Source organism: Streptomyces sp. NRRL S-920 (assembly GCF_000717945.1).
Lineage (GTDB): Bacteria > Actinomycetota > Actinomycetes > Streptomycetales > Streptomycetaceae > Streptomyces > Streptomyces alboniger.
In genome coordinates this window covers 12,529-38,090 of sequence record NZ_JODF01000049.1, presented here as the reverse complement: position 1 = coordinate 38,090, position 25,562 = coordinate 12,529, and the positions used below count along the sequence as shown (strand labels likewise).

The window sequence follows — 25,562 nt, the reverse complement described above, 5'->3', positions numbered from 1 at the left end:
AAGTCGCCGCTGGTCAAGGCTTGTTCGGCTGTCCCACGGTGTCCCAGCGCCGTGGTCCGGCCCGGCGGGGACGGCTGTTATGGAGTCACACCCCGACGGAACGAGGAGAAAAACCAGATGCAGTCCCGTATGAAGAACCCCGCCGCCGTCCTGCCCGACGCGATGCAGCCCATCCAGCAGCTCCTCAAGGCCACGCACGCCGGTGGCGTGGACCCTCAGACGCTGGAGCTGGTGCACCTGCGGGTCAGCCAGATCAACGGTTGCAGCGCCTGCGTCGACGGCGGCGCCAAGACCGCTCGCAAGGCCGGAATCAGCGACGAACGGCTTGCCACGGTCGCCGCCTGGCGCGAGGCCCCGTACTTCACCGAGGAGGAGCGGGCCGCCCTCAGCCTGGCCGAGGCAGCGACGCGGCTGGCCGACCGTCCCGACCCGGTGAGCGACGAGGTCTGGGACACGGCCGCCACCTACTTCGACGAGAAGCAGCTGGCCGCGATCGTCCTGATGATCGGCGTCACCAACCTGTTCAACCGGCTCAACGCCACGACCCGCCAGATCGCCGGCGCGTGGGGCTGACGAGCCCCGGCCCCGCGACGCCCTGGCCCCACGACGTCCAGTGGTTTCACGTGAAATGGCGCCGATGTTTCACGTGAAACATCGAGGAAGCATCGAGGGGCGGAAGACGAGGGCGGAAGATGAGGGGCGGAAGACCACCCGGTCTTCCGCCCCTCAACGGTGTGTGACGTGCGTCAGCCCCGTCAGCTCCGCTTGTCCCGGTCGGCCGCCTCTGCCTCGGCCTGCTTGGCCTGGACCTCGGGGTCGAGGGCCGCCTGGTCGCTGCCGTCGACCGAGGTCAGCGGCGTGGTGTCCGGGACCTCGGTGGCCGCGGGCGGCTCGACCAGCCAGTCGGGGTTGGCCTGCTTGTCCCACCACTTCCAGGCGGCGAAGGCACCACCGGCGAGGATGCCGATGACGGCGACCCTCTTGGCGATGCGTCCGTTCCTGGCCCGGCGCTCGTGCTTGCGGACCAGGCGCTGGATCTCCTTCGCCGAGACCTGACCGCGCAGCGCGGCGAGGGCGGCTGCGCTACGGGAAGCGGCCTCCTCGCGGACGGGCTGCGCGGCGGCCACGGCGTACTCGATCCGGGGCTTGGAGTAGTCGGCGGCCTGGCGGGCCGCCTTGCGGGTGCGGGCGGCAGCCTCGTGCGCGGCGTGGTCGACCTTCGGCGGCACATGCGTAAGCGCCTGCTCGACGCGGGGGGCGACGTGGGCGCCGTACTGGACACGGGCCTGTTCGGCCGCCTGTGACACCTTGGGTGCCAGCCGTACACGCGCCTCATGGGCGTAGTGCGCGGCTCGGTCCTTGGCCGTGTCGGCGTATGGCGCCACCGCGTCCGCGGCGTGCCGCACGCTGTCCTTGGCCGAGCCGGTCGCGGCGCGCACGCTGTCGATGCGGGTCACGTGATCCTCCTCCTCGGTGGCGTATACGTATGTCACCTTTCCACCCTTTCAAAGATCATGCCTTCTGGATGGCTCCGAGGCCTGAAAGGGCGGGCATCCGGGTCAAGGGCGCCTCAAGGACGCCGACTCCGGATGAACGGTGCGAGAAGAGCCCTGCGCCGACCATGCCACGGATCGCTTCGACGCGCGCCTACTCGGTGGCTACTCGTCACAATCCGGTCCGTGCGAGGATCGGGGTGTCACAGAAGACAACGGAAGGCAGATCGTGGCTGAGCAGCTTTACGCCACCCTGAAGACCAACCAAGGCGACATCGAGGTGCGGCTGCTGCCGAATCACGCGCCGAAGACGGTCAAGAACTTTGTGGAGCTCGCCCAGGGCGAGCGCGAGTGGGTCCACCCCGCGACCGGCAAGAAGACCACGGACCGGCTGTACGACGGCACGGTCTTCCACCGGGTCATCAGCGGTTTCATGATCCAGGGCGGTGACCCGCTGGGCAACGGCACGGGCGGCCCGGGTTACGAGTTCGAGGACGAGTTCCACCCGGACCTCGCCTTCGACAAGCCGTACCTGCTGGCGATGGCCAACGCCGGTCCGGGCACGAACGGCTCGCAGTTCTTCGTGACTGTGTCGCCGACCGCGTGGCTGACCCGCAAGCACACCATCTTCGGCGAGGTCACCGACCCGGCCAGCCAGAAGGTCGTGGACGCCATCGCGACCACGCAGACCAACCCGCGCACCGACCGCCCGGTGAACGACGTGGTCATCGAGTCCGTGGTCATCGAGACCCGCGACGCCTGATCAGCGCGTACCCCCGCGTACGCGGGGGAACCGACCGCCCCGCCCATCCGTAAGGAAGGGCGGGGCGGCGCGTTGCCATGTCATGCGCGTTGCCATGTCATGCCGTCACAGTGCCTTCGTACGGAGATTGAGGGGACCTCATGGACCAGGTGCCAGGCAGCCCGCAGGAGCCGCGGGAGGCGACGGGCCTGCCCGTCTGCTACCGCCACCCGGACCGTGAGACCGGCATCACCTGCACGCGCTGCGAACGCCCCATCTGCCCCGAGTGCATGATCAGCGCCTCGGTCGGCTTCCAGTGCCCGGAGTGCGTGCGCGACGGCTCGGGGACCGGTCACGCCCCGGCGGCCAACCAGCCGCGCACGGTCGCGGGCGGTACCGTCACCGCCGACCCGCGCCTGGTCACCAAGGTCCTCGTGGGGCTGAACCTCGCCCTGTTCCTGGTGCAGCTGGCCGTCGGTGACCGCTTCACCGACCAGTACGACCTGCTCGGGCGGGCCTTCGTCCCGGAGTTCGGATCGGTGGAGGGCGTTGCCGAGGGGCAGTGGTACCGCTTGGTCACGGCGATGTTCCTGCACGGCAGCATCATGCACCTCGCCTTCAACATGCTGAGCCTGTGGTGGATCGGCGGCCCGCTGGAGGCGGCGCTCGGCCGGGCTCGCTATATCGCCCTGTACCTGGGCTCGGGCCTCGCGGGCAGCGCGCTGACCTATCTGCTCGAAGAGCCGTACAGGCCCTCGCTCGGTGCGTCCGGCGCCATCTTCGGTCTCTTCGGCGCGACCGCCATCCTGATGCGGCGGCTGAAGTACGACATGCGACCGGTGCTCGCCCTGCTGGCGATCAACCTGCTCATCACCGCTTTCTGGCCCAGCATCGCGTGGCAGGCGCACGTCGGAGGCCTCGTCGGCGGTGTCATCATCGGCTTCGCCATGGTGCACGCGCCCCGTGAGCGGCGGAACGTCATCCAGTACGGCAGCTGTGCGCTGGTCCTCGCCGTGACCGTGATCATGGTGCTCGTGAGGACCGGGCAGCTCACCTGAGCCCCTGTTGTCCACAGCGTGTGTTCGACCCTGTGCACGCGGTGGGGAACAACCGTGCCCCTTGTCGCTGACCTGGGTTTCCCCAGGAGGGACAAGGGGCGCGCGGACTCCGCGGAGCCGGTGGGCCAGTCACACCGGCGTCAACCGGCGGAGAGTTATCCACAGATCTTCAGACCTTTTCCACTCGTGTGGATAGCGCTGTGGATAACTCAGGGCAAGGCTTGTGCGCGGAGTCGAGAAGTGCCTCGCGGCAGGTGCCGCGGTGGGCCTACTTCCACTGCGTCGAGACGCCGAATCCCGCCGCGATGAAGCCGAAGCCGACCACGATGTTCCAGTTGCCGAGCGGGTCGATCGGCAGCTTCCCGTCCGTGACGTAGAAGACGACGATCCAGGCGAGCCCGATGAGGAACATCGCCAGCATCACCGGAGCCACCCAGCTGCGGTTGGTCAGCTTGATGGCCGTCGCCTTCTTCGCGGGCGGCGGCGTGTAATCGTCGGCCTTCTTGCGGATACGTGACTTCGGCACGAGGGTCTCTCCTGTCGATGCGCTGCGTGGCCGCGCAGGGAACTGTGGTGTGACGCCGGGTGGGACTCCACGGGGAGCTGAGGCCTCCCCCGGGCGTCCGTTAGCGTAGTGCTTCCGCGGCGCTGAAGGAGATAAGGGTACGTTGAGCAATTCCGCCGACTTCCCCAAAGGTGCCGGTCGCCGCATCCGATGGCGTCCGGTTCGGGTGCTTACGGGCGCCGTTTTCGCGCTCGCGGGTCTGATTTTCTTCACCAGTTTCAACACGGCCAAGGGCACCAACATCCGTACGGACGCGTCGCTGCTGAAACTCTCCGACCTGATTCAGGAGCGCAGCCACAAGAACGGCGCGCTCGACGAGTCCAACGGCTCCCTGCGCGACGACGTCGAGTCGCTGGCCCAGGGCGACAACGGCGGCACCAAGGCGGACCAGGCCCGGCTCAAGGCCCTGGAGGACAACGCCGGCACCAAGGAGCTGCGCGGCAAGGCCGTCACGGTCACCCTCGCGGACGCCCCGCCCGACGCCACGGCCAAGCTCCCCGGCTACCCCGAGCCCCAGCCGAACGACCTGGTCATCCACCAGCAGGACCTCCAGGCCGTGGTCAACGCCCTCTGGCAGGGCGGTGCCAAGGGCATCAAGGTCATGGACCAGCGCCTGATCTCCACGAGCGCCGTGCGCTGCGTCGGCAACACCCTGATCCTCCAGGGCCGCGTCTATTCCCCGCCCTACAAGGTCACCGCCGTCGGCGAACCCGACAAGCTCAAGAACGCCCTCGCCGCGTCCCCCGAGATCCAGAACTACATGCTGTACGTCAACGCGTACGGGCTCGGCTGGAAAGTGGACGACGACGGGGCGGTGACTCTTCCCGGCTACTCGGGCACAGTGGATCTCCACTACGCGAAGCCCGTGGAGTAGCGGCCCCTGGGGGAGCTTGTGTCCGTGCGCGTGATGGTCAGGACGCTCAGCGAACTGTGCATCACCGTCGGCGCGTTGATCGTGCTCTTCGTCGTGTACGTCCTGTTCTGGACCGGCGTGAAGGCCGACAGCGCCATGGACACCCAGATCGACGAGCTTCAGGACCGATGGGCGCGGGCCTCGCTCTCCGAGGGGACCGGAAACGACCCCCTCGACGCCTCCCCGAAGAAGCCCGCCCCCTACAAGGACGGCCAGCCCTTCGCGGTGATGTACATCCCGCGGTTCGGTTTCACGTGGAACAAGCCGGTGCTCCAGGGCACGGGTGCCGACGTACTGAAGAAGGGCCTCGGGCACTACGCGTCCACCGCCCAGCTGGGGCAGAAGGGCAACTTCTCCGTGGCCGGACACCGCCGCACGTACGGCGATCCCTTCAAGGACGTCCCGAAGCTGCGCCCGAACGATGCCGTCGTGCTGACCGACGGCGCCACCTGGTTCACGTACCGCGTGGACAGGGAGCCGTACAGAACCCTCCCCTCCGACATCGGCGTCATCGACGCCGTGCCGCGTAGATCCGGCTTCGACGGCCCGGGCCGCTACCTCACCCTCACGACCTGTGAACCGGAGTGGGGCCACAGCCACCGGCTGATCGTCTGGGCGCGTTTGGATGCCACCCAGCCCGTGGAGGCCGGGAAACCGGAGGCACTGCGCCGTTAGTCTGGTGCCGTACGGCGAGGGAGGACTGTTGCCGTACGCGACGGAAGGGACGGCATGTACGGCTGGATCTGGCGGCATCTGCCGGGAAACGCATGGTCAAGGGCGCTGATTTCGCTGGTGCTCGTCTTCGCGGTGGTCTATGTGCTGTTCCAGTACGTCTTCCCCTGGGCCGAACCGCTGCTGCCCTTCAACGACGTCACCGTGGACGGCCAGTGAGCGCCGCCGGCGGCACGGGCCGCGGCCGCAGTCGGATCCTCGTCGTCGACAACTACGACAGCTTCGTCTTCAACCTCGTCCAGTACCTCTACCAGCTGGGCGCCGAGTGCGAGGTCCTGCGCAACGACGAGGTCGAGCTGCGGCACGCGCAGGACGGCTTCGACGGGGTCCTGCTCTCGCCGGGCCCCGGCACCCCTGAGCAGGCGGGCGTCTGCGTCGAGATGGTGCGGCACTGCGCGACCACCGGCGTGCCCGTCTTCGGCGTCTGCCTCGGCATGCAGTCGATGGCGGTGGCGTACGGCGGCGTGGTGGACCGCGCACCGGAGCTGCTGCACGGCAAGACCTCGCGCGTACGCCATGAGGGCAGGGGCGTCTTCGCGGGGCTGCCGTCGCCGTTCACCGCGACCCGCTACCACTCGCTGGCCGCCGAGCCGGCCACGGTCCCGGCCGAGCTGGAGGTCACCGCGCGCACGGAGGACGGCATCATCATGGGGCTGCGACACCGGGAACTGCCGGTCGAGGGCGTACAGTTCCACCCGGAGTCCGTGCTGACCGAGCACGGCCACCTCATGCTCGCCAACTGGCTGGTGGAGTGCGGCGACACCGGGGCCGTCGGCCGATCGAGTGGGCTGGCCCCGGTGGTGGGCCGGGCCACGGCGTGACGGCCTTGGGCCCCGAGCACGACTCCTCCGGAGCCCCGCACGACGCCCATGGCGCGCACGGGGGCGGCGGCGGGTTCGCCCACGGGGACGCGGGGGCGCTGGAGGAAGCGGTCGATCACCTGACCGATCCGCTGACCTATCCGCTGCCGGGGCAGCATCCGTCGCCGTGGTTCCGCAGCGCCTCGGTGGAGCCGCGGCAGCAGAGCGCCGTACAGCAACAACCGCAGCCTCAGCCACCTGAGCAGCAGCCGCAGAGCCCCGTACGACAGCAGCCTGAGCCGCAGCCGCGAAGCACCCCTGAACCCACGTACGAACAGCTCTACGGCGCCTACGCCCCCGAGCCGATAGCCGACGACGAGACGGTGGGTCTGCGTACCGCCGACACGCGTCGCGCGGTGGAGCCGGGCGCGGGGCTCAAGGCCGGGCCCGATCTCCCCACCGAGGGCAGGGCGGCCCGCCGCAAGGCCGCCAAGAAGGGCGGCGCGCGGTCCTCACCGCCTCGGCCCGCCGGGGCCCCGCTCTCCCGCCTGGAGGCCCGCCGCGCGGAGCGTGCCCGCAGGCCCTCGCCCGGCGCGGTGATCAGCCGGGGGCTCGGCGAGGTCTTCATCACCGTGGGCGTGCTGATGCTGCTCTTCGTCACGTACCAGCTGTGGTGGACGAACATCCGGGCCCAGCAGCAGGCGGACGGCGCCGCCCATGACCTCCAGGAGGAGTGGGCGAAGGGCAAGGGCAAGCCCGGGGCCTTCGAACCAGGACAGGGCTTCGCGCTCCTGCACATCCCCAAGCTGGACGTCGTCGTGCCGGTCGCCGAGGGCATCGACAAGCAGAAGGTCCTCGACCGCGGCATGGTCGGCCACTACAACGAAGGTGCCACGAAGACCGCGATGCCGGACGCCAGGAAGGGCAACTTCGCGGTGGCGGGCCACCGCAACACCCACGGCGAACCGTTCCGGTACATCAACCGCCTGGAGCCGGGCGACCCCATCGTCGTGGAGACGCAGGACAAGTACTTCGTCTACAAGATGGCGAACATCCTGCCGCAGACGGACCCCGGCAACACGAGCGTGATCGGCCCGGTCCCGTCGGGCAGCGGCTTCACGAAACCCGGCCGCTACATCACACTGACCACTTGCACCCCGGAGTTCACGAGCAAGTATCGAATGATCGTCTGGGGCAAGATGGCCGAGGAACGGCCGCGCAGCAAGGGCAAGCCGAGCGCGCTCGTCAACTAGAAGTGTGAGAACGGGGCAGAACCAGTGGCAGCCACGACCGAAGACGATGAGAAGCAGGCCGAGGCGCCCGCTCCGGCGCCCGCCCCACGACGTCGGGGCCGCGGCCCCCTCGCCCTGGTGGTCAGCGTCTTCGGCGAACTCCTGATCACCGCGGGGCTCGTGCTCGGCCTCTTCGTCGTCTACTCGCTGTGGTGGACGAACGTCGTGGCCGACCGCGAGGCGCACAAGCAGAGCGACAAGGTGCGCGACCGCTGGGCGGGCGGGCCTGGCAGCGTCGACACCAGGGGCGGCATCGGCTTCCTCCACGTACCCGCGATGGGCGACGGCGAGATCCTGGTCAAGCCGGGCACCGACAGCAAGCTCCTGAACGACGGCGTCGCCGGCTACTACAAGAAGCCGATCAAGTCGGCCATGCCCGAGGACAAGAAGGGCAACTTCACGCTGGCCGCGCACCGCGACGGGCACGGCGCGAGGTTCCACAAGATCGACAAGATCGAGAAGGGCGACGCGATCGTCTACGAGTCGCGCGACAAGTGGTACGTGTACAAGGTGTACGCGATGCTGCCCTCGACCTCGAAGTACAACGTGAAGGTCCTCGACCCGATCCCCAGGGAGTCGGGCGCGAAGAAGCCGGGCCGCTACATCACGCTGACGACCTGCACGCCGGTCTTCACCTCCAACTACCGCTACGTGGTGTGGGGCGAGCTGGAGCGGATCGAGAAGGTCGACAACAAGCGGACGCCTCCGCGGGAACTGAAGTGACCCCCGGCCGATTCACTGAACGACGACGCCGTCGCTGAACGGCAGAGCCCCGGTACCGCTCAGCGGTACCGGGGCTCTGCCGTTGGTGCGAGTCAGTCCTGGTCGAGGTACGGGTCCCGGTGGGAGTCACGCTGCGACAGACCGCCGATGAAGCCGCCGCCGTCGTCCCCGCCGCCGTTGCCGCCGTTGCCGCCGCCGTTTCCGTTGCCGCCGTTGCCGTTACCGCCGCCCGCGGTGGTCAGGTCGACCGCCGTGCCGGGGTCCGCCTTCTCGCCCGCGCCGGGCGTGGAGAGGACCACGAGGGCGTCGTCGTCCTGCGGGCCGGTGATGGTGCCGACCGACAGCCCGGCGTCCTCGATGGCCTTACGGGCGTCCTTGAGCTTCTGGCCCATCAGCGTCGGGACGGTGGTCTCCTCGGGGGCCTTGGCGACCTGGACGGCCACGGTGGAGCCGGGGTCGGCGGGCGTGCCCGCCGACGGCGTGGTCTTGATGACCTTGCCCTCGTCCACCTCGTCGCTGGCGACGTCCGACCGGGTGGCCGCGAAACCGTTGGCCTTGAGCTGCTTCTCGGCAGCCGCGTAGTCGAGGCCGGTCACGTCGGGGACGTTGACCTGCTTCTTCTCCTCGGCGACGGTCAGCGTGATGGTCTCGCTCTTCTCGATCTTGCTGTCGCCCGGCGGGTCCTGGCCGATGACCTTGCCGGGGGTCCGGTCGGACTCCTCGGTCTCCCGCTCGATGGAGGTGAAGCCCTTGGCCTTGAGCTGGCTCCTGGCCTCCTCGTAGCTCAGACCCTGCACATCCGGGACGAGGATCTTCGGGGAGCCCGTCGACACCGTCACCGTGACGGTGTCGCCCTTCTCGACGTCGGTGTCCGCCTTCGGGGTCTGGTCGCAGACCTCGCCCTTCGGGTACTTCGCGCACGCCTTGCGCTCGCCGACCTTGAACTTCAGTCCGACGTTCGTGGCCGAGTCCTTGGCCTCGGCCTCGGTCTCACCGACGAGATCCGGCGCCTTCATCTGCCCGTCACCGCCGCCCTCACCGCTGAACGCGAACTTCCCGATGAGGATCGCCCCCACCAGGACCAGCACGCCCGCGAGGATCAGCAGCCAGGTCGACGCGTTGCTCTTCTTCTGACGGCGGCCGTGGCCGGCCTCGTCCGAGCCGTAGCCCCCCTCGGGGCTGACCGGCGGCATCATCGCCGTCTGGCCGCCGTTCTGCGGGCGCAGCATCGCCGTCTGCTGGTCGGCCCCGTAGCCGTCGGTGCCGCCGTAGCCGACCGCGCCCATGGCGGCGGTGGCGGCGACGGGCTGGCCGTCCAGGCACGCCTCGATGTCGGCGCGCATCTCGTCGGCCGACTGGTAGCGGTAGTCCGGGTCCTTGGTGAGGGCCTTCAGGACGATGGCGTCCATCTCCGGAGTGATCTCTCCGTCGAAGACGCTCGGGGCCTGCGGCTCCTCGCGCACGTGCTGGTAGGCGACCGCGACCGGGGAGTCGCCGACGAACGGCGGCCGGACGGTGAGCAGCTCGTAGAGCAGACAGCCGGTGGAGTACAGGTCGGAGCGGGCGTCGACCTGCTCGCCCTTGGCCTGCTCGGGCGAGAGGTACTGGGCCGTGCCGATGACCGCGGCCGTCTGCGTCATCGTCATGCCGGACTCGCCCATGGCGCGGGCGATGCCGAAGTCCATGACCTTGACCTGGCCGTTGCGCGTCAGCATGACGTTCGCGGGCTTGATGTCGCGGTGGACGATGCCGTTCCGGTGGGAGTACTCCAGGGCCTGGAGGATGCCGATCGTCATCTCCATGGCCCGCTCCGGCAGCAGCTTGCGGCCGGAGTGCAGCAGCTCGCGCAGCGTGGAACCGTCGACGTACTCCATCACGATGTACGGGATGGAGACCCCGTCGACGTAGTCCTCGCCGGTGTCGTAGACCGCGACGATCGCCGGGTGGTTGAGCGAGGCGGCAGACTGGGCCTCACGGCGGAACCGGGCCTGGAACGACGGATCGCGGGCCAGGTCGACCCGCAGCGTCTTCACCGCCACGGTGCGTCCGAGGCGGGTGTCGTGCGCGAGGTAGACCTCCGCCATCCCACCACGGCCGAGCACCTGGCCCAGCTCGTACCGGCCGCCGAGGCGACGCGGCTCTTCCATAGCTAATCCAGCCCTCTCCGTCGGTCCCGACCGCACCTTTGTGTGGTCCGGCGGTGTGCTGTCCGGGCATACCGTACCCGGCTCGACTTGCGTGACCCGGACGCGACCGTCAGCCGATACCGGACCGGTACCGCAACGTGCACCGATGTGGAGTGGCCGTGACGGGCGTCACTTCTTGCTCTTGATGACCGCTTCCATCACGGACTTTGCGATGGGCGCGGCGAGCCCGCCACCGGAGATGTCACCGCGGTCGGCGTCGCTGTCCTCGACGACCACGGCGACGGCGACCGGCGACCCGGAGTCCGTCTTGGCGTACGAGATGAACCAGGCGTACGGGTTCTTGCTGTTCGCGACGCCGTGCTGGGCCGTACCCGTCTTGCCGCCGACGGTGACGCCGGGGATCTGGGCGTTGGTTCCGGTGCCCTTCTCGACGACCGTCTCCATCATCTGCTGGAGCTTCTGGGCGTTCTCCTTCGACAGCGGCTCGCTCATCTCCTTGGGCGAGTGCTTCTCGATGACGTCCAGGTTCCGCGCCTGGAGTTCGCTGACCATGTACGGCTCCATGAGGGTGCCGTCGTTCGCGATCGCGGAGGCGACCATGGCCATCTGGAGCGGCGTCGCGGCGGTCTCGAACTGGCCGATGGAGGACAGCGCGGTCTGCGGCTTGTCCATGTCCTCGGGGAAGTGCGAGGCGTTGGAGCGGACGGGCACGAACTGCTGTTCGTTGAACCCGAACTCCTTCGCCGTCTCCAGCATCTTGTCCTTGCCGAGATCGGAGCCGATCTTGCCGAAGACGGTGTTGCAGGAGACCTGGAGGGCCACCCGCAGCGTGGCGTTCTTGCAGGGCAGGTCGCCCTCGTTCTTCAGCGGGGTCGTGGTGTTCGGCATGGTCCACGGCAGCGGTGAATCGGTCTTCTCGTCGATGCCGTCGTACAGGCCGTGCTCAAGGGCGGCCGCCGCCGTGACCACCTTGAAGGTGGAGCCGGGCGGATAGGTCTCGCGCAGGGCGCGGTTGACCAGCGGCCTGTTCTCCTTGTCCTTGTCGAGTTCGAGGAACTTCTCGGCCTCTTCGTTGGTGTTGCCCGCGAAGTCGCCGGGGTCGTACGAAGGGGTGGAGGCCAGCGCCAGGATCGCGCCCGTGGACGGGTCGATCGCGGCGACCGCGCCCTTGCCCTTGCTCTTCAGGCCGTTGTACGCGGCCTTCTGCGCGGCGGAGTCGAGGGTCGTGACGACATTGCCGCCCTCCTTCTTCTCACCGGTCAGCATGTCGAGGGTGCGGCGGAAGAAGAGCCGGTCGTCGTTGCCGGTGAGGATGCCGTCGTCGATGCTCTCCAGCTGGGTGGCGCCGATGCGCTGCGAGGAGTAGCCGGTGATGGGGGCCCACATGGGCCCGTTCTTCCAGGTGCGCTTGTACTTCAGGTCGCTGCCCGGGGTGGCCTTCGAGCCGGTGATGGGCTTGCCGTCGACGATGATGTCGCCGCGCGGCTGGGAGTAGCGCTCGATGGTGACGCGGCGGTTCTTCTCGTGCTTGGCGAGGGTGTCGGCCTGGACGTACTGGAGCCAGTTGTCCCGGGCGAGCAGGGCGAGGACGAGCAGCCCGCAGAAGATCGCGATCCGGCGCAGGGGCTTGTTCACGGTCGGACCACCTGGGTCATTTCGGCGTCGGGGTTCGGGGCGGGGGACGGGGCGGGACGGCGCGCGGTGTCGCTGATCCGGAGCAGGATGCCGATGAGGGCCCAGTTGGCGATGACGGACGAACCGCCGTACGCCAGGAAGGGCATGGTCATACCGGTCAGCGGGATCAGGCCCATGACGCCGCCGGCGACGACGAAGACCTGGATGGCGAAGGCCCCGGAGAGGCCGATCGCCAGGAGCTTGCCGAACGGGTCGCGGGCGGCGAGCGCCGTGCGGACACCGCGCTCCACGATCAGGCCGTAGATGAGCAGGATCGCCATCACGCCGGCCAGACCCATCTCCTCGCCGAAGGTGGCGAGGATGAAGTCGGAGTTGGCGGCGAAGCCGATGAGGTCGGAGTGGCCCTGGCCGAGCCCGGTGCCGAGGACCCCGCCGGAGCCGAAGGCCATCAGGGACTGGGCGATCTGGTCACTGTTGTTCTGGATGACCGTGTCCGAGAACGGGTTCAGCCAGGCGTCCACACGCTGCTGTACGTGGGGCTCGAAAGAGGCCACGCTGACCGCGCCCACGGCGGACATCAGCAGACCGAACACGATCCAGCTGGTGCGCTCGGTGGCGACGTACAGCATCACGACGAACATGCCGAAGAACAGCAGCGACGTACCGAGGTCGGTCTCGAAGACCAGGATCAGGATCGACATCGCCCAGACGACGATGATCGGGCCGAGGTCGCGGCCGCGCGGCAGGTACAGCCCCATGAAGCGGCGGCTGGCCAGGGCGAGGGCGTCGCGCTTCACCATCAGATAGCCGGCGAAGAAGATCGCGATGACGATCTTCGCGAACTCACCGGGCTGGATGGAGAATCCGCCGACCCGGATCCAGATCTTGGCGCCGAACACATCCATGCCGAGGCCCGGCACGAGCGGCAGCAGCAGCAGGACGAGGGCGCCGACCATGGAGATGTACGTGTAGCGCTGTAGGACGCGGTGGTCCTTGAGCAGGAGCAGTACGCCGACGAAGAGCGCGACGCCGATCGCGGAGTACATCAGCTGGTTCGGCGCGGCCTCGACGAAGTTCTTGCGCTGCTGGAGCTTCTCCGACTGGTCGAGCCGCCAGATGATCACCAGCCCGAGGCCGTTGAGCAGCGTCGCCAGCGGCAACAGCAACGGATCAGCATATGCGGCGAACTTGCGTACGACGATGTGGCCGACGCCCGCGAGCAGGCCGAGGCCCATGCCGTAGCCGAGCATGCCGGTGGGCACCTTGCCCGTGAGCGCGAGGCCCACGTTCATGTAGGCGAACAGCGGGATGACGACCGCGAACGCGAGCAGTGCGAGCTCGGTGTTGCGCCGGCTCGGCGCACCGATCGCGCCGATCGTCGACGTGTGTGTAGTACTGCTCATGGCGTGCAGAGGCCCCCAACGGCTGCTTACTGCTTACCGCACAGCGGGACCAGCTTCTGCTCATCCTCGGAGAGGCTGGGGCCGGGTGTGGGAGTCGGTGCGGTCTTGGACTTGTTCTTGTCGGTCGGGTTGTTCTTGTCGTTCTTGTCGTTCTTGCCGGCCGGGTCGGTCGGGTCGGACGACGGGTCCGTGGTGGGGTCGTCGCCCGGGGCCTTGGACAGGCCGGTCGTGCCGCCCGCCTCACCCTCACCGGTCCGTGCGTTGTTCTCCCGCTCGACCTCGCGGCGCTCGGCGTCCTTCTTGCACGCCGACGCCTGGAGGCCCAGCTCCTGGATCTTGTTCTCGGCCTCGTCGAGGTTGCCCTCGGCGATGGTGGCCTCGACCTGCTTGCGCTGGTACGGCGGCAGGTACTTGAGTTCGATCTCGGGGTGGTCCTTCTCGACCTTCGACAGGCTGACCCACGCCAGGTCCTGGTCGATGCCGCGGTAGAGCGCGATGTGCTCGTCCTTCGTGCCCACGTAGTACTGGGTCTGGGTCCAGCGGTAGCCGCCGTAGAGGCCGCCTCCGATGACCGCGAGCGCGAGCACCGTGTAGAGGGATCTCTTGAGCCACTTGCGGTTGCCGCCGGGCTTCACGAAGTCTTCGTCGTCGTACGCCCCGAAGCCGCCCTCGGGGGCGTACCCCGTGGTGTCGCCGCTGCCGGGCGGGCCGAAGCCGCCACCCTGGCCGTGGGACGTCTGCGGCGGCACGGGGCGGCCGAGGCCGGAGGCGCGGCCCGCGGGCGTCTGCATGGCGCCGTCGTCCTGCGCCTGGAGTTGGTTCTCGGCGACCGCGCCGACCACCACGGGGGTGTCGGACAGCTGGCCCGCGAGAGTGTCGCCGCTGTCGATGTCCAGGACGTCGGCGACGATGACGGTGATGTTGTCGGGGCCGCCGCCGCGCAGCGCGAGCTGGATCAGATCCTGCACGGTCTCCTGCGGGCCCTGGTAGGAGGCGAGGGTGTCCTCCATGGTCTGGTGCGAGACGACTCCGGAGAGGCCGTCCGAGCAGATCAAGTAGCGATCCCCGGCGCGGACTTCGCGGATGGAGAGGTCCGGCTCGACGTGGTCACCGCTGCCCAGCGCGCGCATCAGCAGGGAGCGCTGCGGGTGGGTGGTGGCCTCTTCCTCGGTGATGCGGCCCTCGTCGACGAGGCGCTGCACCCAGGTGTGGTCCTGTGTGATCTGCGTGAGGACGCCGTCCCTCAGGAGGTACGCGCGCGAGTCGCCGACATGGACGAGACCGAGGCGCTGTCCCGTCCACAGGAGGGCGGTCAGGGTGGTCCCCATGCCCTCGAGCTGGGGGTCCTCCTCGACCATCAGCCGCAACTGGTCGTTGGCCCGCTGCACGGCCGTGCCGAGCGAGGTCAGGATGTCCGAGCCGGGGACGTCGTCGTCGAGCGTGACGAGCGTCGAGATGACCTCGGAGCTGGCCACCTCGCCCGCGGCCTGGCCCCCCATGCCGTCGGCGATGGCGAGGAGGCGCGGGCCGGCGTAACCGGAGTCCTCGTTCCCCTCCCGGATCATGCCTTTGTGCGATCCGGCGGCGAAGCGCAAAGACAGACTCATGCGCACCTCGCCCGTCGGCTCCGGGTACATCCGCACGGTGCCCACCCTCCGGTCGGGAGCGCGCCGGCGTCCAGTACCTGGACAGCCGCTTCGGCTCGCTCGCTCCGCTCGCGCTCTTTCATGACGTACTACTTCCGCAGCTCGATGACGGTCTTGCCGATGCGGATCGCCGTGCCCAGCGGAACGGGCGTCGGGGTGGTGAGTCGGGTCCGGTCGAGATACGTGCCGTTGGTGGACCCGAGATCCTCGACGATCCACTGGCCGTCCCGGTCCGGGTAGATCCTGGCATGCCTGCTGGAGGCGTAGTCGTCGTCCAGCACGATCGTCGAATCGTGCGCACGGCCCAGCGTGATGGTCTGGCCCTGTAGCGCGACCGTCGTCCCGGCGAGGATGCCCTCGGAGACGACGAGCTTGCTGGGGGCGCCGCGGCGCTGGCGGCCGCCACCGCCCTGCTGCTGGCGCTGTGGTGGTGGTGTGGCGGCCTGCTGCGCTCGGGCGGCCTGTTGCGGCCGCTCGCGGCGCGAACCGCGCTGAGTGACGCGCGTTCCGAACAGGTCGCTGCGGATGACCTGGACGGCCACGATCACGAACAGCCACAGAACGGCCAGGAAACCTAGCCGCATGACCGTCAGGGTCAGCTCTGACATTGCCCCCGCTTCACCCTTCGGCTTGCCGGTAAACGATGGTGGTTTGGCCCACGACGATCCGCGAGCCGTCGCGGAGCGTAGCGCGGGTGGTGTGCTGCCCGTCTACCACGATGCCGTTGGTAGACCCGAGATCCTGGATCGTCGAGGGCGTTCCGGTCCGGATCTCACAGTGCCGGCGCGAGACGCCGGGGTCGTCGATCCGCACATCGGCGTCGGTGCTGCGTCCCAGCACCAGCGTCGGGCGGGAGATCTGATGGCGGTTGCCGTTGATCTCGATCCAGCGCCGCACCTGGGCGCCCGGAAGTGGTCCGGCGCCGGGACCCGAGGGTCTGGCCGATGCCGGGGACTGGCCGCCGGGGCGGCCTCCGCCGGGCGGCGGCGCCGCCGGCATGGGAGGTGCCCCGCCGGGGCCCGCGGAGGGCGGCTGCGGATAGCCGTAACCCCCGCCGGCGCCGCGGCCGGGGGCCGCGGGGCCACTGGGGGCGCCGGGACCACCGGGGCCGGGGCCCGCGGGGGCGCTCTCCGGAGCCTGGGAGGTGCTGGAGGCGAGCGTGCGGCTGCGGACGCGGTACAGGCCGGTGTCGAGATCCTCGGCCTTCTCCAGGTGGACCTTGATGGGTCCCATGAAGCTGTAGCGCTGCTGCTTGGCGTAGTCGCGCACCATGCCGGACAGCTCGTCGCCGAGCTGCCCGGAGTAGGGGCTCAGGCGCTCGAAGTCGGGCGCGCTCAGCTCCACGATGAAGTCATTGGGGACGACGGTCCGCTCGCGGTTCCAGATCGTGGCGTTGTTGTCGCACTCGCGCTGGAGGGCGCCGGCGATCTCGACGGGCTGGACTTCGGACTTGAACACCTTGGCGAAGGTGCCGTTGACCAGACCTTCAAGTCGCTGTTCGAACTTCTTCAGGACTCCCATGGGGCACCTCCTCCGTCGTAGTCATCCTGGTACTGCTTACTGATCGTATCCACGCGCCGGGAAATCGGCTGGTTCCCCCTGTCCGCCCAGTCGACGAGTGTCGCCTCTCACAAGGCATGCCCGCACCAGCCTCCAGGGATCCTCCCAGGACCCCTGACGTGGCCCTGATTTCCGGATCAGGAAACCCTTCCGGGCAGCTGCCGGGGACGGCTGCCCGAGTCTCCTCTTACCAGGGATCGTAGAGGGGGCCCCGAGCCAGTGTCCCGCACCTGGCGCCGGACCCCGGCGAGCTGGCCGGGGGCGGCCCGTCTTGCGGCCCATCTTCCGGTCCGACTTGCGGTCCGACTTGCGGCCCGGGGCGCAAGTCGGGTCGCGGTCCGGATCGTGGTGCGGGTCGTGGCCCCCGGCTTGTCCGAGGGCGGGCCCCTTGGCAGGTGCCCGCCGAATACGGATGTGAATCCACCCTCGGCAGCGTGCTAATCTTCTGGATGTCGGCAGGCGCTCGCACCACACAGTGAGAGACCCAAAGACAGCACCCATGCGCGGGTGGCGGAATAGGCAGACGCGCTGGATTCAGGTTCCAGTGCCCGCAAGGGCGTGGGGGTTCAACTCCCCCCTCGCGCACCACGAGGAAGCGGTCCTCCTCCGGATGAAAGTCCGGAAGGGGGCCGCTTCTTTTTTGTGTCTGTTGGTGTGCGTGTTGCTGTGCGCGGGTTGTTGTACCCGGCGGCGTGGTGATGTATGTCACCGAAGTTATCCACAGGCTCTGACGGGGATCGGCACGCGGCGGTACTTTCGAGGCCTGGGTCACCTTCGAGGCCCGGGTCGGTGACGGTCGGCGGGCGGGGGCGATGGACATGGCGGAGCTGGTCGAGGGCGGGAGCTGGACGGTTCCTGGGCAGCGGGGGCAGCGGGAGCGGGCCTGTGGGAGGTTGCCGGAGGTGCCGGGGTTCGCGGCCCGGCCCACGGCCGCGCAGGAGTCGCCCAAGGGCGAGGGCAAGGCGCTGCGGGGGCGGGTCCCGCGCTCGGAGCACGCGCGGTTCGAGGCGGGCGCCGGGCGCCCCGACGCCGTGGCGGCCGTGGAGGAGTCGAACCGCAGCAGGCTCCCCGAGCTGGCGCCTATCCGGGTCGGCAGGATGACTGCCTCTCCCTTCGCGTTCCTGCGGGGCTCCGCGGGACTCATGGCGTACGACCTCGCGCGCGCCCCGCTGACCGGCATCGGCGCACAGATATGCGGGGACGCGCACGCGGCGAACTTCGGGCTGTACGCGGACGCGCGGGGCGGGCTCGTCATCGACCTCAACGACTTCGACGAGACGGCGCACGGCCCCTGGGAGTGGGACCTCAAGCGCCTCGCCACCTCCCTGGTGCTCGCGGGGCGCGAGGCGGGCGCGAGCGAGGACGTCTGCGCGGCGGCCGCGCTGGACGCGGCGGGGGCCTACCGCCGCACCATGCGGCTGCTCGCGAAGCTGCCCGCCCTGGACGCGTGGAACGCCATCGCGGACGAGGAGTTGGTCTCGCACACGGACGCGCGTGATCTCCTCGGCACGCTGGAGCGGGTCTCCGAGAAGGCCCGGCAGAACACGAGCGCCCGGTTCGCCGCGAAGTCGACGGAGCCGGTCGAGGGCGATGACGGGTCCGTGGGGCGGCGCTTCGTCGACGCCCCGCCGGTGCTGCGGCGCGTACCGGACGCGGAGGCGGCCGCGGTCGCCGCCTCCCTGGAGGGGTACCTGGGGACGCTCGCCGAGGACCGGCTGCCGCTGATCGGGCGGTACGCGATCCAGGACGTGGCGTTCCGGGTCGTGGGCACGGGAAGCGTCGGCCTGCGGTCGTACGTGGTGCTGCTGCTCGATCACCGGGGCGAGCCACTGGTCCTCCAGGTCAAGGAGGCGCGGCCCTCGGCGCTGCTTCCGCATCTGCCGGAGGCGGGCTTCGAGGCGCCCGCGGCCACGCACGAGGGACAGCGGGTGGTGCTCGGACAGAAGCGGATGCAGGTCGTCAGCGACTTCCTGCTCGGGTGGACGACGGTGGACGGTCGGCCTTTCCAGGTACGCCAGTTCAGGAACCGCAAGGGCAGCGTGGACCCGGTGTCGCTGACCGCCGATCAGATCGACGACTACGGCCGTATGACCGGCGCCCTGCTGGCCCGCGCCCACGCGCACAGCGCCGATCCGCGGCTCATAGCGGGGTACTGCGGCAAGGGGGACGTTCTGGACACGGCGATTTCGCGGTTCGCGACGGCGTACGCGGATCGTACGGAGGCGGATCACGCGTTGCTGGTGCGGGCGGTCAAGGAGGGGCGGGTGGCTGCTGAGGCGGGGGTGTGAGGCCGGGGTGTGAGGTGCGGTGTCGGCTTCCCGGGGGACGGTCGGCGCGGTGGGCGGCCGTGTTTCCGGGGCGGGCGGCTCTGTGGCCTACGCTGGACGGGTGACGATGCCGGAAGCCGAGCCGACGCAGCCCGAGACGCCTGAGACACCCGAGACTCCTGGCGAGGGGGCGGGGCGGCCGGGTCCCGGTGGGCGGCTCAAGGACCAGCTCAAGGAGCGGCTCAGGGCGCGGTCCGAAGAGGCGGGTGGGGAACCGGTCGCGGAAACGGGCGAAGAGCGGGCCGAGCGGCCCGAGGCGCGGCTCGAAAGGGCCGTACGCGCCGCCGAGCAGGCGCTGATCGAGTACGAGATCGCGTTGGAGACCTTCCGGGTGGAGGTCGAGAACTTCTCCCGCCTGCACCACCAGAAGCTCGGCCCGATGTACTCGCGCCTCGACGAACTGGACGCACGGATCGCCGAGGCCACCGCCGCTCGTACGGGCGACCCCGAGGACCGGCGCAAGGCGGACGAGGCGCGGGCTCGGGTGATGCCGATGCCGGGCATCGAGGAGCTGTTCCACGGCTGGATGGACGACGAGGGGCTCCACCCCGAGGCGGCGGCGATGCTGACCGATCAGTCGGTGCGGCCGCCGCAGCGTGTGCGCCCCAGCGAGGAGGCCCGCAAGCTCTACCGCGAGCTGGCCCGCAAGGCGCATCCGGACCTGGCGCAGGAGGAGGGCGAGCGGCAGCGGCGCGAGGAGTTCATCACGCGCGTCAACGCCGCGTACGCCCGTGGTGACGAGGCGATGCTGCGGGAGCTGTCCGAGGAGTGGGCCGCGGGGCCCGTGCCTGAGGAGCAGCGCCTCACGCGCAGCGAGGAGCTGTACGCCAGGCTCGAATGGCTCGCCCAGCGCAAGGAGCTCCTCTCCGTCCTCGCCAAGGAGCTGGAGGAGAGCGCGATCGGCGGGATGCTGCGGATCGCCCCGGACGACCCCGACGCGCTCCTCGACGAGATCGCCGAGCAGTTGCTCGCGCAGGTCGCCGAGCGGGAGGCCGAGCTGGAGCGGCTGACCGCGTCGCCCTGACCGCTGCGTCGGGCAGTCCCGTCCGCGGGCCGTTACGGGTCGGGTAGCGTCGGGGTATGGCTTTCGGATCTCATGTGCCCACCGTCGGCGTCGACGACCTCACGAACGACGACTTTCTGCTGGACGTCCGGGAGGACGACGAATGGCAGGCGGGCCACGCCGCGGGCGCGCTGCACATTCCGATGAGTGAATTCGTCTCCCGGTACGGCGAGTTGACCGAGGCCGCGCCGCAGGACGGCAAGGTCAACGTCATCTGCCGGTCCGGCGGGCGCTCCGCCCAGGTCACCATGTACCTCGGCCAGCAGGGCATCGACGCGGTGAATGTCGCCGGAGGCATGGAGGCCTGGGAGGCCTCCGGGCGACCGGTTGTCGACGACAAGGGGCAGCCGGGCACTGTCGTCTGAGTGTTCTCGGCGTCTCAACTGAGTGCGTGGGCCGCCAGCAGGTCGCCCAGGGCCTCCTCGTGCGCTGCCGCCGGGCCAAGGGCAAGTTCCAGCTGCTTGGCCCAGGCGTGGTAGCGGTGCAGGGGGTAGTCGGTGTCGGCGCCGAAGCCTCCGTGCAGGTGCTGGGCCGTCTGCACGACCCTGCGTACGCCGTCCGACGCCCAGATCTTGGCGACCGCCACGTCTCCCGCCACGGGCAGGGCGCTGTCCACCGCGGTGCTGACGCGCCAGGCGGCCTGCCAGAGGGTGGCCTCCATGGCGCGCAGGTCGATGTAGCGGTCGGCGGCCTGTACCGCCACGGCCTGGAACGTGGCGACGGGGTGCCCGAACTGCTCCCGCTTGCTGGTGTATTCACCGGTCATACGGAGGACGCGCTCACCCAGGCCCAGGGCGAGCGCGCAGGTGCCGGTGGCGAGCAGGTCGCGCAGCCGGTCCCAGGCGCCGTCGGCCTCGATGACGTCGGAAGCGGCGACGCGCACGGCCTCGAGGCGCAGCTGGCCCAGGCGCTCACCGCTGGTGGAGTACTGCTCGGCGAGGGTCAGGCCCTCGTGGACGCGCGGGACGAGGGTGATCACGGTGCGGCCCGCGGGGGTGCGGGCGGGCAGGACGACGAGGTCGGCGTTGTGTGCCCAGGGCACGGCCGTCTGGAGTCCGTCCAGGAGCCAGTCGTCGCCGTCGCGCTGGGCGGTGACGGCGAGTTCGGCAGGGTCGTGGCCGGTGCGGCCGCTGGCGGCGACCGTGAGGACGAGCTGCCCGTGTGCGGCCCGCGGCAGGACCCGCCGCTTCAACTCGGCGCTGCCATAAGTCTGTACGGCCGACGCGGCGGCGCTGCTCTCCAGGAGCGGCACCCGAGCGAGGACCTTCGCGGACTCGCGGAGCACCAGGCACAGGGCGATGGGGTCGAGGCCCACGCCGCCGTGCTCGGCGTCGACGAGCAGGCCGAGCAGGTCGGCGTCCGCGAGCCTGGACCACAGGGCGCGGTCGAAGTCCTCGGCGACGGCACCGGGCGTGAGGGCGGGGCTCGGCACCCCGTCCGGCGTGACGTCGGCGAAGAGCGCGCTGGCCGCCTCGACCACCGCCTGCTGTTCCTCGGTGAAGGTGAAGTCCACTGCCTGTCCTCCCGTGCACCGGCCGCTCGTACCTGACGGGGCGTCAAGATAGAACAGGTTCTAGCGGAAGGGAACAGTGGCGGCGCCCGCGCGCTCGCCTCCGCGCGGTTGCCTCTGGGGGGTCGCTTCCGGGCGGTTGCCTCCCGTCGGTAGCTCTGGTCGGTTGCCTCTCAGCGGTCGAAGTCCAACTCCACTGTGTCCGTGGTCGGGTGGGACTGGCAGGCCAGTACATACCCGGCCTCCGTCTCCTCCGGCTCCAGCGCGAAGTTCCGGTCCATGCGGACCTCGCCCGAGACCCGGAAGGCGCGGCAGGTCCCGCAGACCCCGCCCTTGCAGGCGTAGGGCGCGTCCGCGCGGTTGCGCAGCACCGTCTCCAGGAGGGTCTCGCCGTCCAGGACAGGCCACGTGCCCGAGCGGCCGTCCAGGGTCGCCGTCACCGTGCTGTGCGTGGGCGTGGCGGCCGGGGTCGCGGGCTCGGCCGCCACACCGCCGTCCACGTGGAAGATCTCCTCGTGGATGAGTCGGCGGTCCACACCGAGGCCGCGCAGGGCCCGCTCCGCACCCTGCACCAGACCGAACGGGCCGCACAGGAACCAGCCCCCGATCTCCGCCACCGGCAGCAGCGCGGGCAGGAGCCGAGCGAGCCGTTCCTCGTCGAGCCGCCCGGAGTCGAGGCCCGCCTGCTGTTCCTCCCGGGAGAGGACGGTCACCAGCTGGAAGCGGTCCGGCCAGCGGTCCTTGAGGTCGGCCACCTCCTCCAGGAACATCGTCGAGGCGGCGGTGCGATCGCTGCGTATCAGACAGAAGTCGGCCCGCGGCTCGCGCTCCAGGAGTGTGGTGACGATGGACAGCACCGGTGTGATCCCGCTGCCGCCGACCACCGCGGCGTAACGCCCGGGGGCGGGGTCCAGGGTGAAGCGTCCGGCCGGGGTCATCACCTCCAGCTCGTCGCCGACGGACAGCTCCTTGAAGGCGTACGTCGAGAAGGCGCCGTCCTCGACGAGGCGCACCCCGACCCGCAGCGTCCGCGGCTCCCCGGGGGCGTCGGGGCGCGGGGCGGGGGAGCAGATCGAGTACGTACGGCGGATCTCGGTGCCGTCGACGGAGCGGCGCAGGGCGAGGTGCTGGCCGGGGGTGAAGCGGTACTCTTCGCGCAGTGCGGACGGCACGTCGAAGGTCAGCGTGACGGAGTCGTCGGTGAGCCGGTCGACGGCCGCTACCCGGAGCGGGTGGAAGCGGGCCATCACAACTCCTTGAAGTGGTCGAAGGGTTCACGGCAGGAGGCGCAGCGGCGCAGGGCCTTGCACGCCGTGGAGGAGAAGCGGCTGAGCAGCTCCGTGTCGGTCGATCCGCAGTGCGGGCAGCGGATTGACAGGCTCAGGGGGACGGGGCCGTCGGCCGGGTGGGAGCGCGGGGGCGCTATGCCGAACTCGGCCAGCTTGCGGCGGCCTTCGGCGCTGATGTCGTCCGTCGACCAGGCGGGGGAGAGCACCGTGCGCACGGAGACCTCGGGGATGCCGTGGTCGTGCAGCACCTGCTCTATGTCGGAGGTCATGGCCTCGATCGCGGGGCAGCCGGTGTACGTCGGGGTCAGCTCGACGTCGACCTTGCCGGGGGCGAGGACCCGCACGCCGCGCACGACGCCGAGGTCGGCCAGGGTCAGCACGGGCAGCTCCGGGTCGGGCACCGAGCCCGCGAGGGCCAGCAGCTCCGCCTCCAGCGCGGTGGGCGCGGTCGTCACCATGACGCCCCCGGGTGGCTGCGGTGCAGGTGCTGCATCTCGGCGAGCATCCGGCCGAACGGCTCGGTGTGCAGGCCCTGGCGTCCGGCGCCGGCCGTCCACGCGCCGGTCTGCGGGCCGTCGGGCACGGTCAGGGTGGCCCGCTTGATGACGGCCGTCACCGAGGCCGTCCAGCTCTCCCGCAGCGCCGGGCAGTCGACGTCGAGACCGGCCACCGGCTGGAACATCTCACCGGTGAACCGCCACAGCGCGTCGAGCCCGCGCTGCATCCGATCGTGGCTCTCGGCCGTGCCGTCGCCGAGCCGCAGCGTCCACTGCTCGGCGTGGTCCTGGTGGTAGGCGACTTCCTTGACGGCCTTCGCGGCCAGGGGCGCGAACTCGCCGTCGCCGGACGCCAACTGGCCGTACAGCAGGGTTTGGTAGGTGGAGAAGTACAGCTGGCGGGCGATGGTGTGCGCGAAGTCGCCGTTCGGCTGCTCGACCAGCTGGAGGTTGCGGAAGGCACGCTCCTCGCGGAGGTACGCCAACTCGTCCTCGTCGCCGGCCAAGGAGAGCAGGACGCGGGCCTGGCCGAGCAGGTCGAGGGCGATGTTCGCCAGGGCGACCTCCTCTTCGAGGACGGGGGCGTGCCCCGCCCACTCCCCCAGGCGGTGCGAGAGCACCAGGGCGTCGTCGCCCAGGGCGAGGGCGGGCAGGGCAGGCGTGGGCGCGGGGGTGGCGGTGGGTGCGGCCCCGGACGTGGGGAGGGAGGCGGGCGCGGCGGTCACAGGTGCTTCACCCCTTCCGGGATGTCGTAGAACGTCGGATGGCGGTAGGGCTTGTCGCCCGCCGGTTCGAAGAAGGAGTCCTTCTCGTCCGGCGATGAGGCGGTGATCGCCGTGGACGGCACGACCCAGAGGGAGACGCCCTCGCTCCTGCGGGTGTACAGGTCGCGGGCGTTGCGCAGGGCCATCTCCGCGTCCGGGGCGTGCAGGCTGCCGGCGTGGGTGTGGGAGAGCCCGCGACGGGAGCGCACGAAGACCTCCCACAGCGGCCAGTCGGTCGAGCTGCTCATGCTGTCGCCTTTCCGTGCTTCGCGGCATGGGCGGCCGCGGCCTCCCGGACCCAGGCGCCCTCCTCGTGGGCGCGCCTGCGCTGGGTGATGCGCTGGTCGTTGCAGGGGCCGTTCCCCTTGAGGACGTCCCAGAACTCGGTCCAGTCGATCGGGCCGAAGTCGTAGTGGCCCCGCGATTCGTTCCACACCAGGTCCGGGTCGGGGAGGGTGAGGCCGAGCGATTCGGCCTGGGGGACGCAGATGTCCACGAAGCGCTGGCGCAACTCGTCGTTCGAATGGCGCTTGATCTTCCACGTCATCGACTGCTCGGAGTGCGAGGACTCGTCGTCGGGCGGGCCGAACATCATCAGCGAGGGCCACCACCAGCGGTTCACCGCGTCCTGCGCCATCTCGTGCTGGGCCTCGGTGCCGCGGCTCAGGGCGAGCAAGGACTCGTACCCCTGGCGCTGGTGGAAGGACTCCTCCTTGCAGACGCGGACCATCGCGCGGGCGTAGGGGCCGTAGGAACAGCGGCACAGCGGGACTTGGTTGGTGATCGCCGCGCCGTCCACGAGCCAGCCGATCGCGCCGACGTCCGCCCAGGTCAGCGTGGGGTAGTTAAAGATCGATGAGTACTTCTGGCGGCCCGAGTGGAGCTTGTCGAGCAGCTCGTCCCTGCTGGTGCCGAGGGTCTCGGCGGCGCTGTAGAGATACAGGCCGTGTCCGGCCTCGTCCTGCACCTTCGCCATGAGGATCGCCTTGCGCCGCAGGGAGGGGGCGCGCGTGATCCAGTTGGCCTCCGGCTGCATGCCGATGATCTCGGAGTGCGCGTGCTGCGCGATCTGGCGCACCAGGGACGCGCGATAGGCGTCCGGCATCCAGTCGCGGGGCTCGATGCGCTCGTCGGCGGCGACCGCCTCGTCGAAGGCGGCCTGCTGCTCGGCCGTGCGCGCGGGCGGGGTCGCCTGGCGCGCTGCCTCGCCCGGCTCCGTCCCCGCCGCCTTGTGTGCGGCTGCTGTCGCCATCTCGGTCCCCCTCGACCTGAGCCAACCGACCGACCGATCGTTCGGTTCGTTTGAATTCAATGGTGCGGCGTGCCGCCATAAGGTGTCAACCCTGTGGATAACTTCGCGAACACTGTGCGCGACGGGCAGGCCTGAGTACCGTTCCGGCGGC

The 25,562-nt window shown here is 69.9% G+C and carries 26 protein-coding genes and 1 tRNA gene; 13 read left to right on the top strand and 14 right to left on the bottom strand.

What is annotated here, in order from left to right; translation table 11 throughout:
* The first annotated feature begins 117 nt into the window (after positions 1 to 117).
* Entirely contained in the window at positions 118 to 573 is a 456-nt protein-coding gene (locus tag IG54_RS0128200) for a carboxymuconolactone decarboxylase family protein (protein WP_030790476.1), read from the top strand.
* Positions 574 to 755: 182 nt separating this feature from the next.
* On the opposite strand, the gene IG54_RS0128195 is transcribed toward IG54_RS0128200, so the two are convergent.
* Entirely contained in the window at positions 756 to 1,457 is a 702-nt protein-coding gene (locus IG54_RS0128195; protein WP_030790473.1) for a DUF5324 family protein, read from the bottom strand.
* 265 nt (positions 1,458 to 1,722) lie between these two features.
* Here IG54_RS0128195 and IG54_RS0128190 point away from each other — a divergent pair, with 265 nt between their 5' ends.
* Together IG54_RS0128190 and IG54_RS0128185 are read left to right on the top strand one after the other, a co-directional pair.
* Positions 1,723 to 2,256 (top strand): peptidylprolyl isomerase, encoded by a 534-nt coding sequence (locus tag IG54_RS0128190; RefSeq protein ID WP_030790470.1) that lies wholly within the window; start codon positions 1,723 to 1,725, stop codon positions 2,254 to 2,256.
* 140 nt (positions 2,257 to 2,396) lie between these two features.
* Entirely contained in the window at positions 2,397 to 3,293 is an 897-nt protein-coding gene (locus tag IG54_RS0128185; protein ID WP_030790468.1) for a rhomboid family intramembrane serine protease, read from the top strand.
* A 268-nt stretch (positions 3,294 to 3,561) separates the two neighbouring features.
* On the opposite strand, the gene crgA is transcribed toward IG54_RS0128185, so the two are convergent.
* On the bottom strand, positions 3,562 to 3,819 hold the full coding sequence (gene crgA / locus IG54_RS0128180) for a cell division protein CrgA (protein ID WP_030790466.1): 258 nt from the start codon (positions 3,817 to 3,819) through the stop codon (positions 3,562 to 3,564).
* A gap of 142 nt (positions 3,820 to 3,961) precedes the next feature.
* Here crgA and IG54_RS0128175 point away from each other — a divergent pair, with 142 nt between their 5' ends.
* From IG54_RS0128175 to IG54_RS0128150, 6 genes are read left to right on the top strand one after another with little or no spacing between them, the layout of a single operon-like run.
* On the top strand, positions 3,962 to 4,732 hold the full coding sequence (locus tag IG54_RS0128175; RefSeq protein WP_051820077.1) for a DUF881 domain-containing protein: 771 nt from the start codon (positions 3,962 to 3,964) through the stop codon (positions 4,730 to 4,732).
* A 24-nt stretch (positions 4,733 to 4,756) separates the two neighbouring features.
* A complete protein-coding gene (locus tag IG54_RS0128170) occupies positions 4,757 to 5,446 on the top strand; it encodes a class E sortase (RefSeq protein ID WP_030790462.1) in 690 nt (229 codons plus the stop codon).
* A 54-nt stretch (positions 5,447 to 5,500) separates the two neighbouring features.
* Complete coding sequence (locus tag IG54_RS41505) at positions 5,501 to 5,662, top strand: hypothetical protein (RefSeq protein WP_030790461.1); 162 nt, start codon at positions 5,501 to 5,503, stop codon at positions 5,660 to 5,662.
* Positions 5,659 to 6,324, top strand: coding sequence for an aminodeoxychorismate/anthranilate synthase component II (locus IG54_RS0128160; RefSeq protein ID WP_030790460.1), 666 nt, complete (start codon positions 5,659 to 5,661; stop codon positions 6,322 to 6,324). The genes IG54_RS41505 and IG54_RS0128160 overlap by 4 nt, the downstream gene beginning before the upstream one ends.
* Positions 6,325 to 6,329: 5 nt before the next feature.
* Complete coding sequence (locus tag IG54_RS0128155; RefSeq protein ID WP_420712292.1) at positions 6,330 to 7,556, top strand: class E sortase; 1,227 nt, start codon at positions 6,330 to 6,332, stop codon at positions 7,554 to 7,556.
* Between the two features lie 24 nt (positions 7,557 to 7,580).
* Entirely contained in the window at positions 7,581 to 8,318 is a 738-nt protein-coding gene (locus IG54_RS0128150) for a class E sortase (RefSeq protein WP_030790453.1), read from the top strand.
* Between the two features lie 92 nt (positions 8,319 to 8,410).
* Here the strand turns inward: IG54_RS0128150 and pknB are convergent, their stop codons facing one another.
* From pknB to IG54_RS0128120, 6 genes are all read right to left on the bottom strand, one after another.
* Positions 8,411 to 10,465 (bottom strand): Stk1 family PASTA domain-containing Ser/Thr kinase, encoded by a 2,055-nt coding sequence (gene pknB, locus IG54_RS0128145; RefSeq protein ID WP_051820075.1) that lies wholly within the window; start codon positions 10,463 to 10,465, stop codon positions 8,411 to 8,413.
* A 168-nt stretch (positions 10,466 to 10,633) separates the two neighbouring features.
* Complete coding sequence (locus IG54_RS0128140; RefSeq protein WP_030790444.1) at positions 10,634 to 12,100, bottom strand: peptidoglycan D,D-transpeptidase FtsI family protein; 1,467 nt, start codon at positions 12,098 to 12,100, stop codon at positions 10,634 to 10,636.
* On the bottom strand, positions 12,097 to 13,503 hold the full coding sequence (locus IG54_RS0128135) for an FtsW/RodA/SpoVE family cell cycle protein (RefSeq protein WP_030790441.1): 1,407 nt from the start codon (positions 13,501 to 13,503) through the stop codon (positions 12,097 to 12,099). Before IG54_RS0128135 ends, IG54_RS0128140 begins: the two co-directional genes overlap by 4 nt.
* Before the next feature lie 26 nt (positions 13,504 to 13,529).
* Positions 13,530 to 15,110 (bottom strand): Stp1/IreP family PP2C-type Ser/Thr phosphatase, encoded by a 1,581-nt coding sequence (locus IG54_RS0128130; RefSeq protein WP_199809602.1) that lies wholly within the window; start codon positions 15,108 to 15,110, stop codon positions 13,530 to 13,532.
* A gap of 128 nt (positions 15,111 to 15,238) precedes the next feature.
* Positions 15,239 to 15,757, bottom strand: a complete 519-nt coding sequence (locus tag IG54_RS0128125; protein WP_030790435.1) for an FHA domain-containing protein FhaB/FipA — start codon at positions 15,755 to 15,757, stop codon at positions 15,239 to 15,241.
* Between the two features lie 10 nt (positions 15,758 to 15,767).
* On the bottom strand, positions 15,768 to 16,670 hold the full coding sequence (locus IG54_RS0128120; protein WP_030790432.1) for an FhaA domain-containing protein: 903 nt from the start codon (positions 16,668 to 16,670) through the stop codon (positions 15,768 to 15,770).
* Between the two features lie 540 nt (positions 16,671 to 17,210).
* Between IG54_RS0128120 and IG54_RS0128115 the strand changes: the two genes are divergently transcribed.
* The 4 genes from IG54_RS0128115 to IG54_RS0128100 all read left to right on the top strand — a co-directional run bounded on the left by IG54_RS0128115 (position 17,211) and on the right by IG54_RS0128100 (position 20,464).
* A tRNA-Leu gene (locus IG54_RS0128115) sits at positions 17,211 to 17,297 on the top strand.
* Positions 17,298 to 17,527: 230 nt separating this feature from the next.
* On the top strand, positions 17,528 to 18,997 hold the full coding sequence (locus IG54_RS0128110) for a DUF2252 domain-containing protein (protein WP_030790428.1): 1,470 nt from the start codon (positions 17,528 to 17,530) through the stop codon (positions 18,995 to 18,997).
* A 100-nt stretch (positions 18,998 to 19,097) separates the two neighbouring features.
* Positions 19,098 to 20,060 carry a hypothetical protein gene (locus IG54_RS0128105; RefSeq protein ID WP_078594591.1) on the top strand — a complete coding sequence of 321 codons (963 nt, stop codon included), beginning with the start codon at positions 19,098 to 19,100 and terminating at the stop codon, positions 20,058 to 20,060.
* A 56-nt stretch (positions 20,061 to 20,116) separates the two neighbouring features.
* On the top strand, positions 20,117 to 20,464 hold the full coding sequence (locus IG54_RS0128100; protein WP_078594589.1) for a rhodanese-like domain-containing protein: 348 nt from the start codon (positions 20,117 to 20,119) through the stop codon (positions 20,462 to 20,464).
* A gap of 14 nt (positions 20,465 to 20,478) precedes the next feature.
* On the opposite strand, the gene IG54_RS0128095 is transcribed toward IG54_RS0128100, so the two are convergent.
* From IG54_RS0128095 to paaA, 6 genes are all read right to left on the bottom strand, one after another.
* Complete coding sequence (locus IG54_RS0128095; protein ID WP_030790420.1) at positions 20,479 to 21,612, bottom strand: acyl-CoA dehydrogenase family protein; 1,134 nt, start codon at positions 21,610 to 21,612, stop codon at positions 20,479 to 20,481.
* Positions 21,613 to 21,782: 170 nt separating this feature from the next.
* Positions 21,783 to 22,856: a 2Fe-2S iron-sulfur cluster-binding protein gene (locus IG54_RS0128090; protein WP_030790417.1), complete on the bottom strand. Its 1,074-nt coding sequence runs from the start codon at positions 22,854 to 22,856 to the stop codon at positions 21,783 to 21,785.
* Positions 22,856 to 23,356, bottom strand: coding sequence for a 1,2-phenylacetyl-CoA epoxidase subunit PaaD (gene paaD, locus IG54_RS0128085; RefSeq protein WP_030790412.1), 501 nt, complete (start codon positions 23,354 to 23,356; stop codon positions 22,856 to 22,858). Before paaD ends, IG54_RS0128090 begins: the two co-directional genes overlap by 1 nt.
* Positions 23,350 to 24,120, bottom strand: coding sequence for a 1,2-phenylacetyl-CoA epoxidase subunit PaaC (gene paaC / locus IG54_RS0128080; protein WP_030790410.1), 771 nt, complete (start codon positions 24,118 to 24,120; stop codon positions 23,350 to 23,352). Before paaC ends, paaD begins: the two co-directional genes overlap by 7 nt.
* Entirely contained in the window at positions 24,117 to 24,407 is a 291-nt protein-coding gene (paaB, locus tag IG54_RS0128075) for a 1,2-phenylacetyl-CoA epoxidase subunit PaaB (protein ID WP_030790406.1), read from the bottom strand. The genes paaC and paaB overlap by 4 nt, the downstream gene beginning before the upstream one ends.
* Entirely contained in the window at positions 24,404 to 25,411 is a 1,008-nt protein-coding gene (gene paaA / locus IG54_RS0128070) for a 1,2-phenylacetyl-CoA epoxidase subunit PaaA (protein WP_030790405.1), read from the bottom strand. The genes paaB and paaA overlap by 4 nt, the downstream gene beginning before the upstream one ends.
* Positions 25,412 to 25,562 lie beyond the last annotated feature (151 nt).

What these genes read in the sequence shown, in the direction of transcription:
- IG54_RS0128200 (WP_030790476.1), top strand. Translation starts at nt 118, where the DNA reads ATGCAGTCCCGTATGAAGAACCCCGCCGCCGTCCTGCCCGACGCGATG.
- IG54_RS0128185 (WP_030790468.1), top strand. Translation starts at nt 2,397, where the DNA reads ATGGACCAGGTGCCAGGCAGCCCGCAGGAGCCGCGGGAGGCGACGGGC.
- IG54_RS41505 (WP_030790461.1), top strand. Translation starts at nt 5,501, where the DNA reads ATGTACGGCTGGATCTGGCGGCATCTGCCGGGAAACGCATGGTCAAGG.
- pknB (WP_051820075.1), bottom strand. Translation starts at nt 10,465, where the DNA reads ATGGAAGAGCCGCGTCGCCTCGGCGGCCGGTACGAGCTGGGCCAGGTG.
- IG54_RS0128135 (WP_030790441.1), bottom strand. Translation starts at nt 13,503, where the DNA reads ATGAGCAGTACTACACACACGTCGACGATCGGCGCGATCGGTGCGCCG.
- IG54_RS0128130 (WP_199809602.1), bottom strand. Translation starts at nt 15,110, where the DNA reads ATGAGTCTGTCTTTGCGCTTCGCCGCCGGATCGCACAAAGGCATGATC.
- IG54_RS0128125 (WP_030790435.1), bottom strand. Translation starts at nt 15,757, where the DNA reads ATGTCAGAGCTGACCCTGACGGTCATGCGGCTAGGTTTCCTGGCCGTT.
- IG54_RS0128120 (WP_030790432.1), bottom strand. Translation starts at nt 16,670, where the DNA reads ATGGGAGTCCTGAAGAAGTTCGAACAGCGACTTGAAGGTCTGGTCAAC.
- IG54_RS0128110 (WP_030790428.1), top strand. Translation starts at nt 17,528, where the DNA reads ATGGCGGAGCTGGTCGAGGGCGGGAGCTGGACGGTTCCTGGGCAGCGG.
- IG54_RS0128100 (WP_078594589.1), top strand. Translation starts at nt 20,117, where the DNA reads ATGGCTTTCGGATCTCATGTGCCCACCGTCGGCGTCGACGACCTCACG.
- IG54_RS0128090 (WP_030790417.1), bottom strand. Translation starts at nt 22,856, where the DNA reads ATGGCCCGCTTCCACCCGCTCCGGGTAGCGGCCGTCGACCGGCTCACC.
- paaD (WP_030790412.1), bottom strand. Translation starts at nt 23,356, where the DNA reads ATGGTGACGACCGCGCCCACCGCGCTGGAGGCGGAGCTGCTGGCCCTC.
- paaB (WP_030790406.1), bottom strand. Translation starts at nt 24,407, where the DNA reads ATGAGCAGCTCGACCGACTGGCCGCTGTGGGAGGTCTTCGTGCGCTCC.
- paaA (WP_030790405.1), bottom strand. Translation starts at nt 25,411, where the DNA reads ATGGCGACAGCAGCCGCACACAAGGCGGCGGGGACGGAGCCGGGCGAG.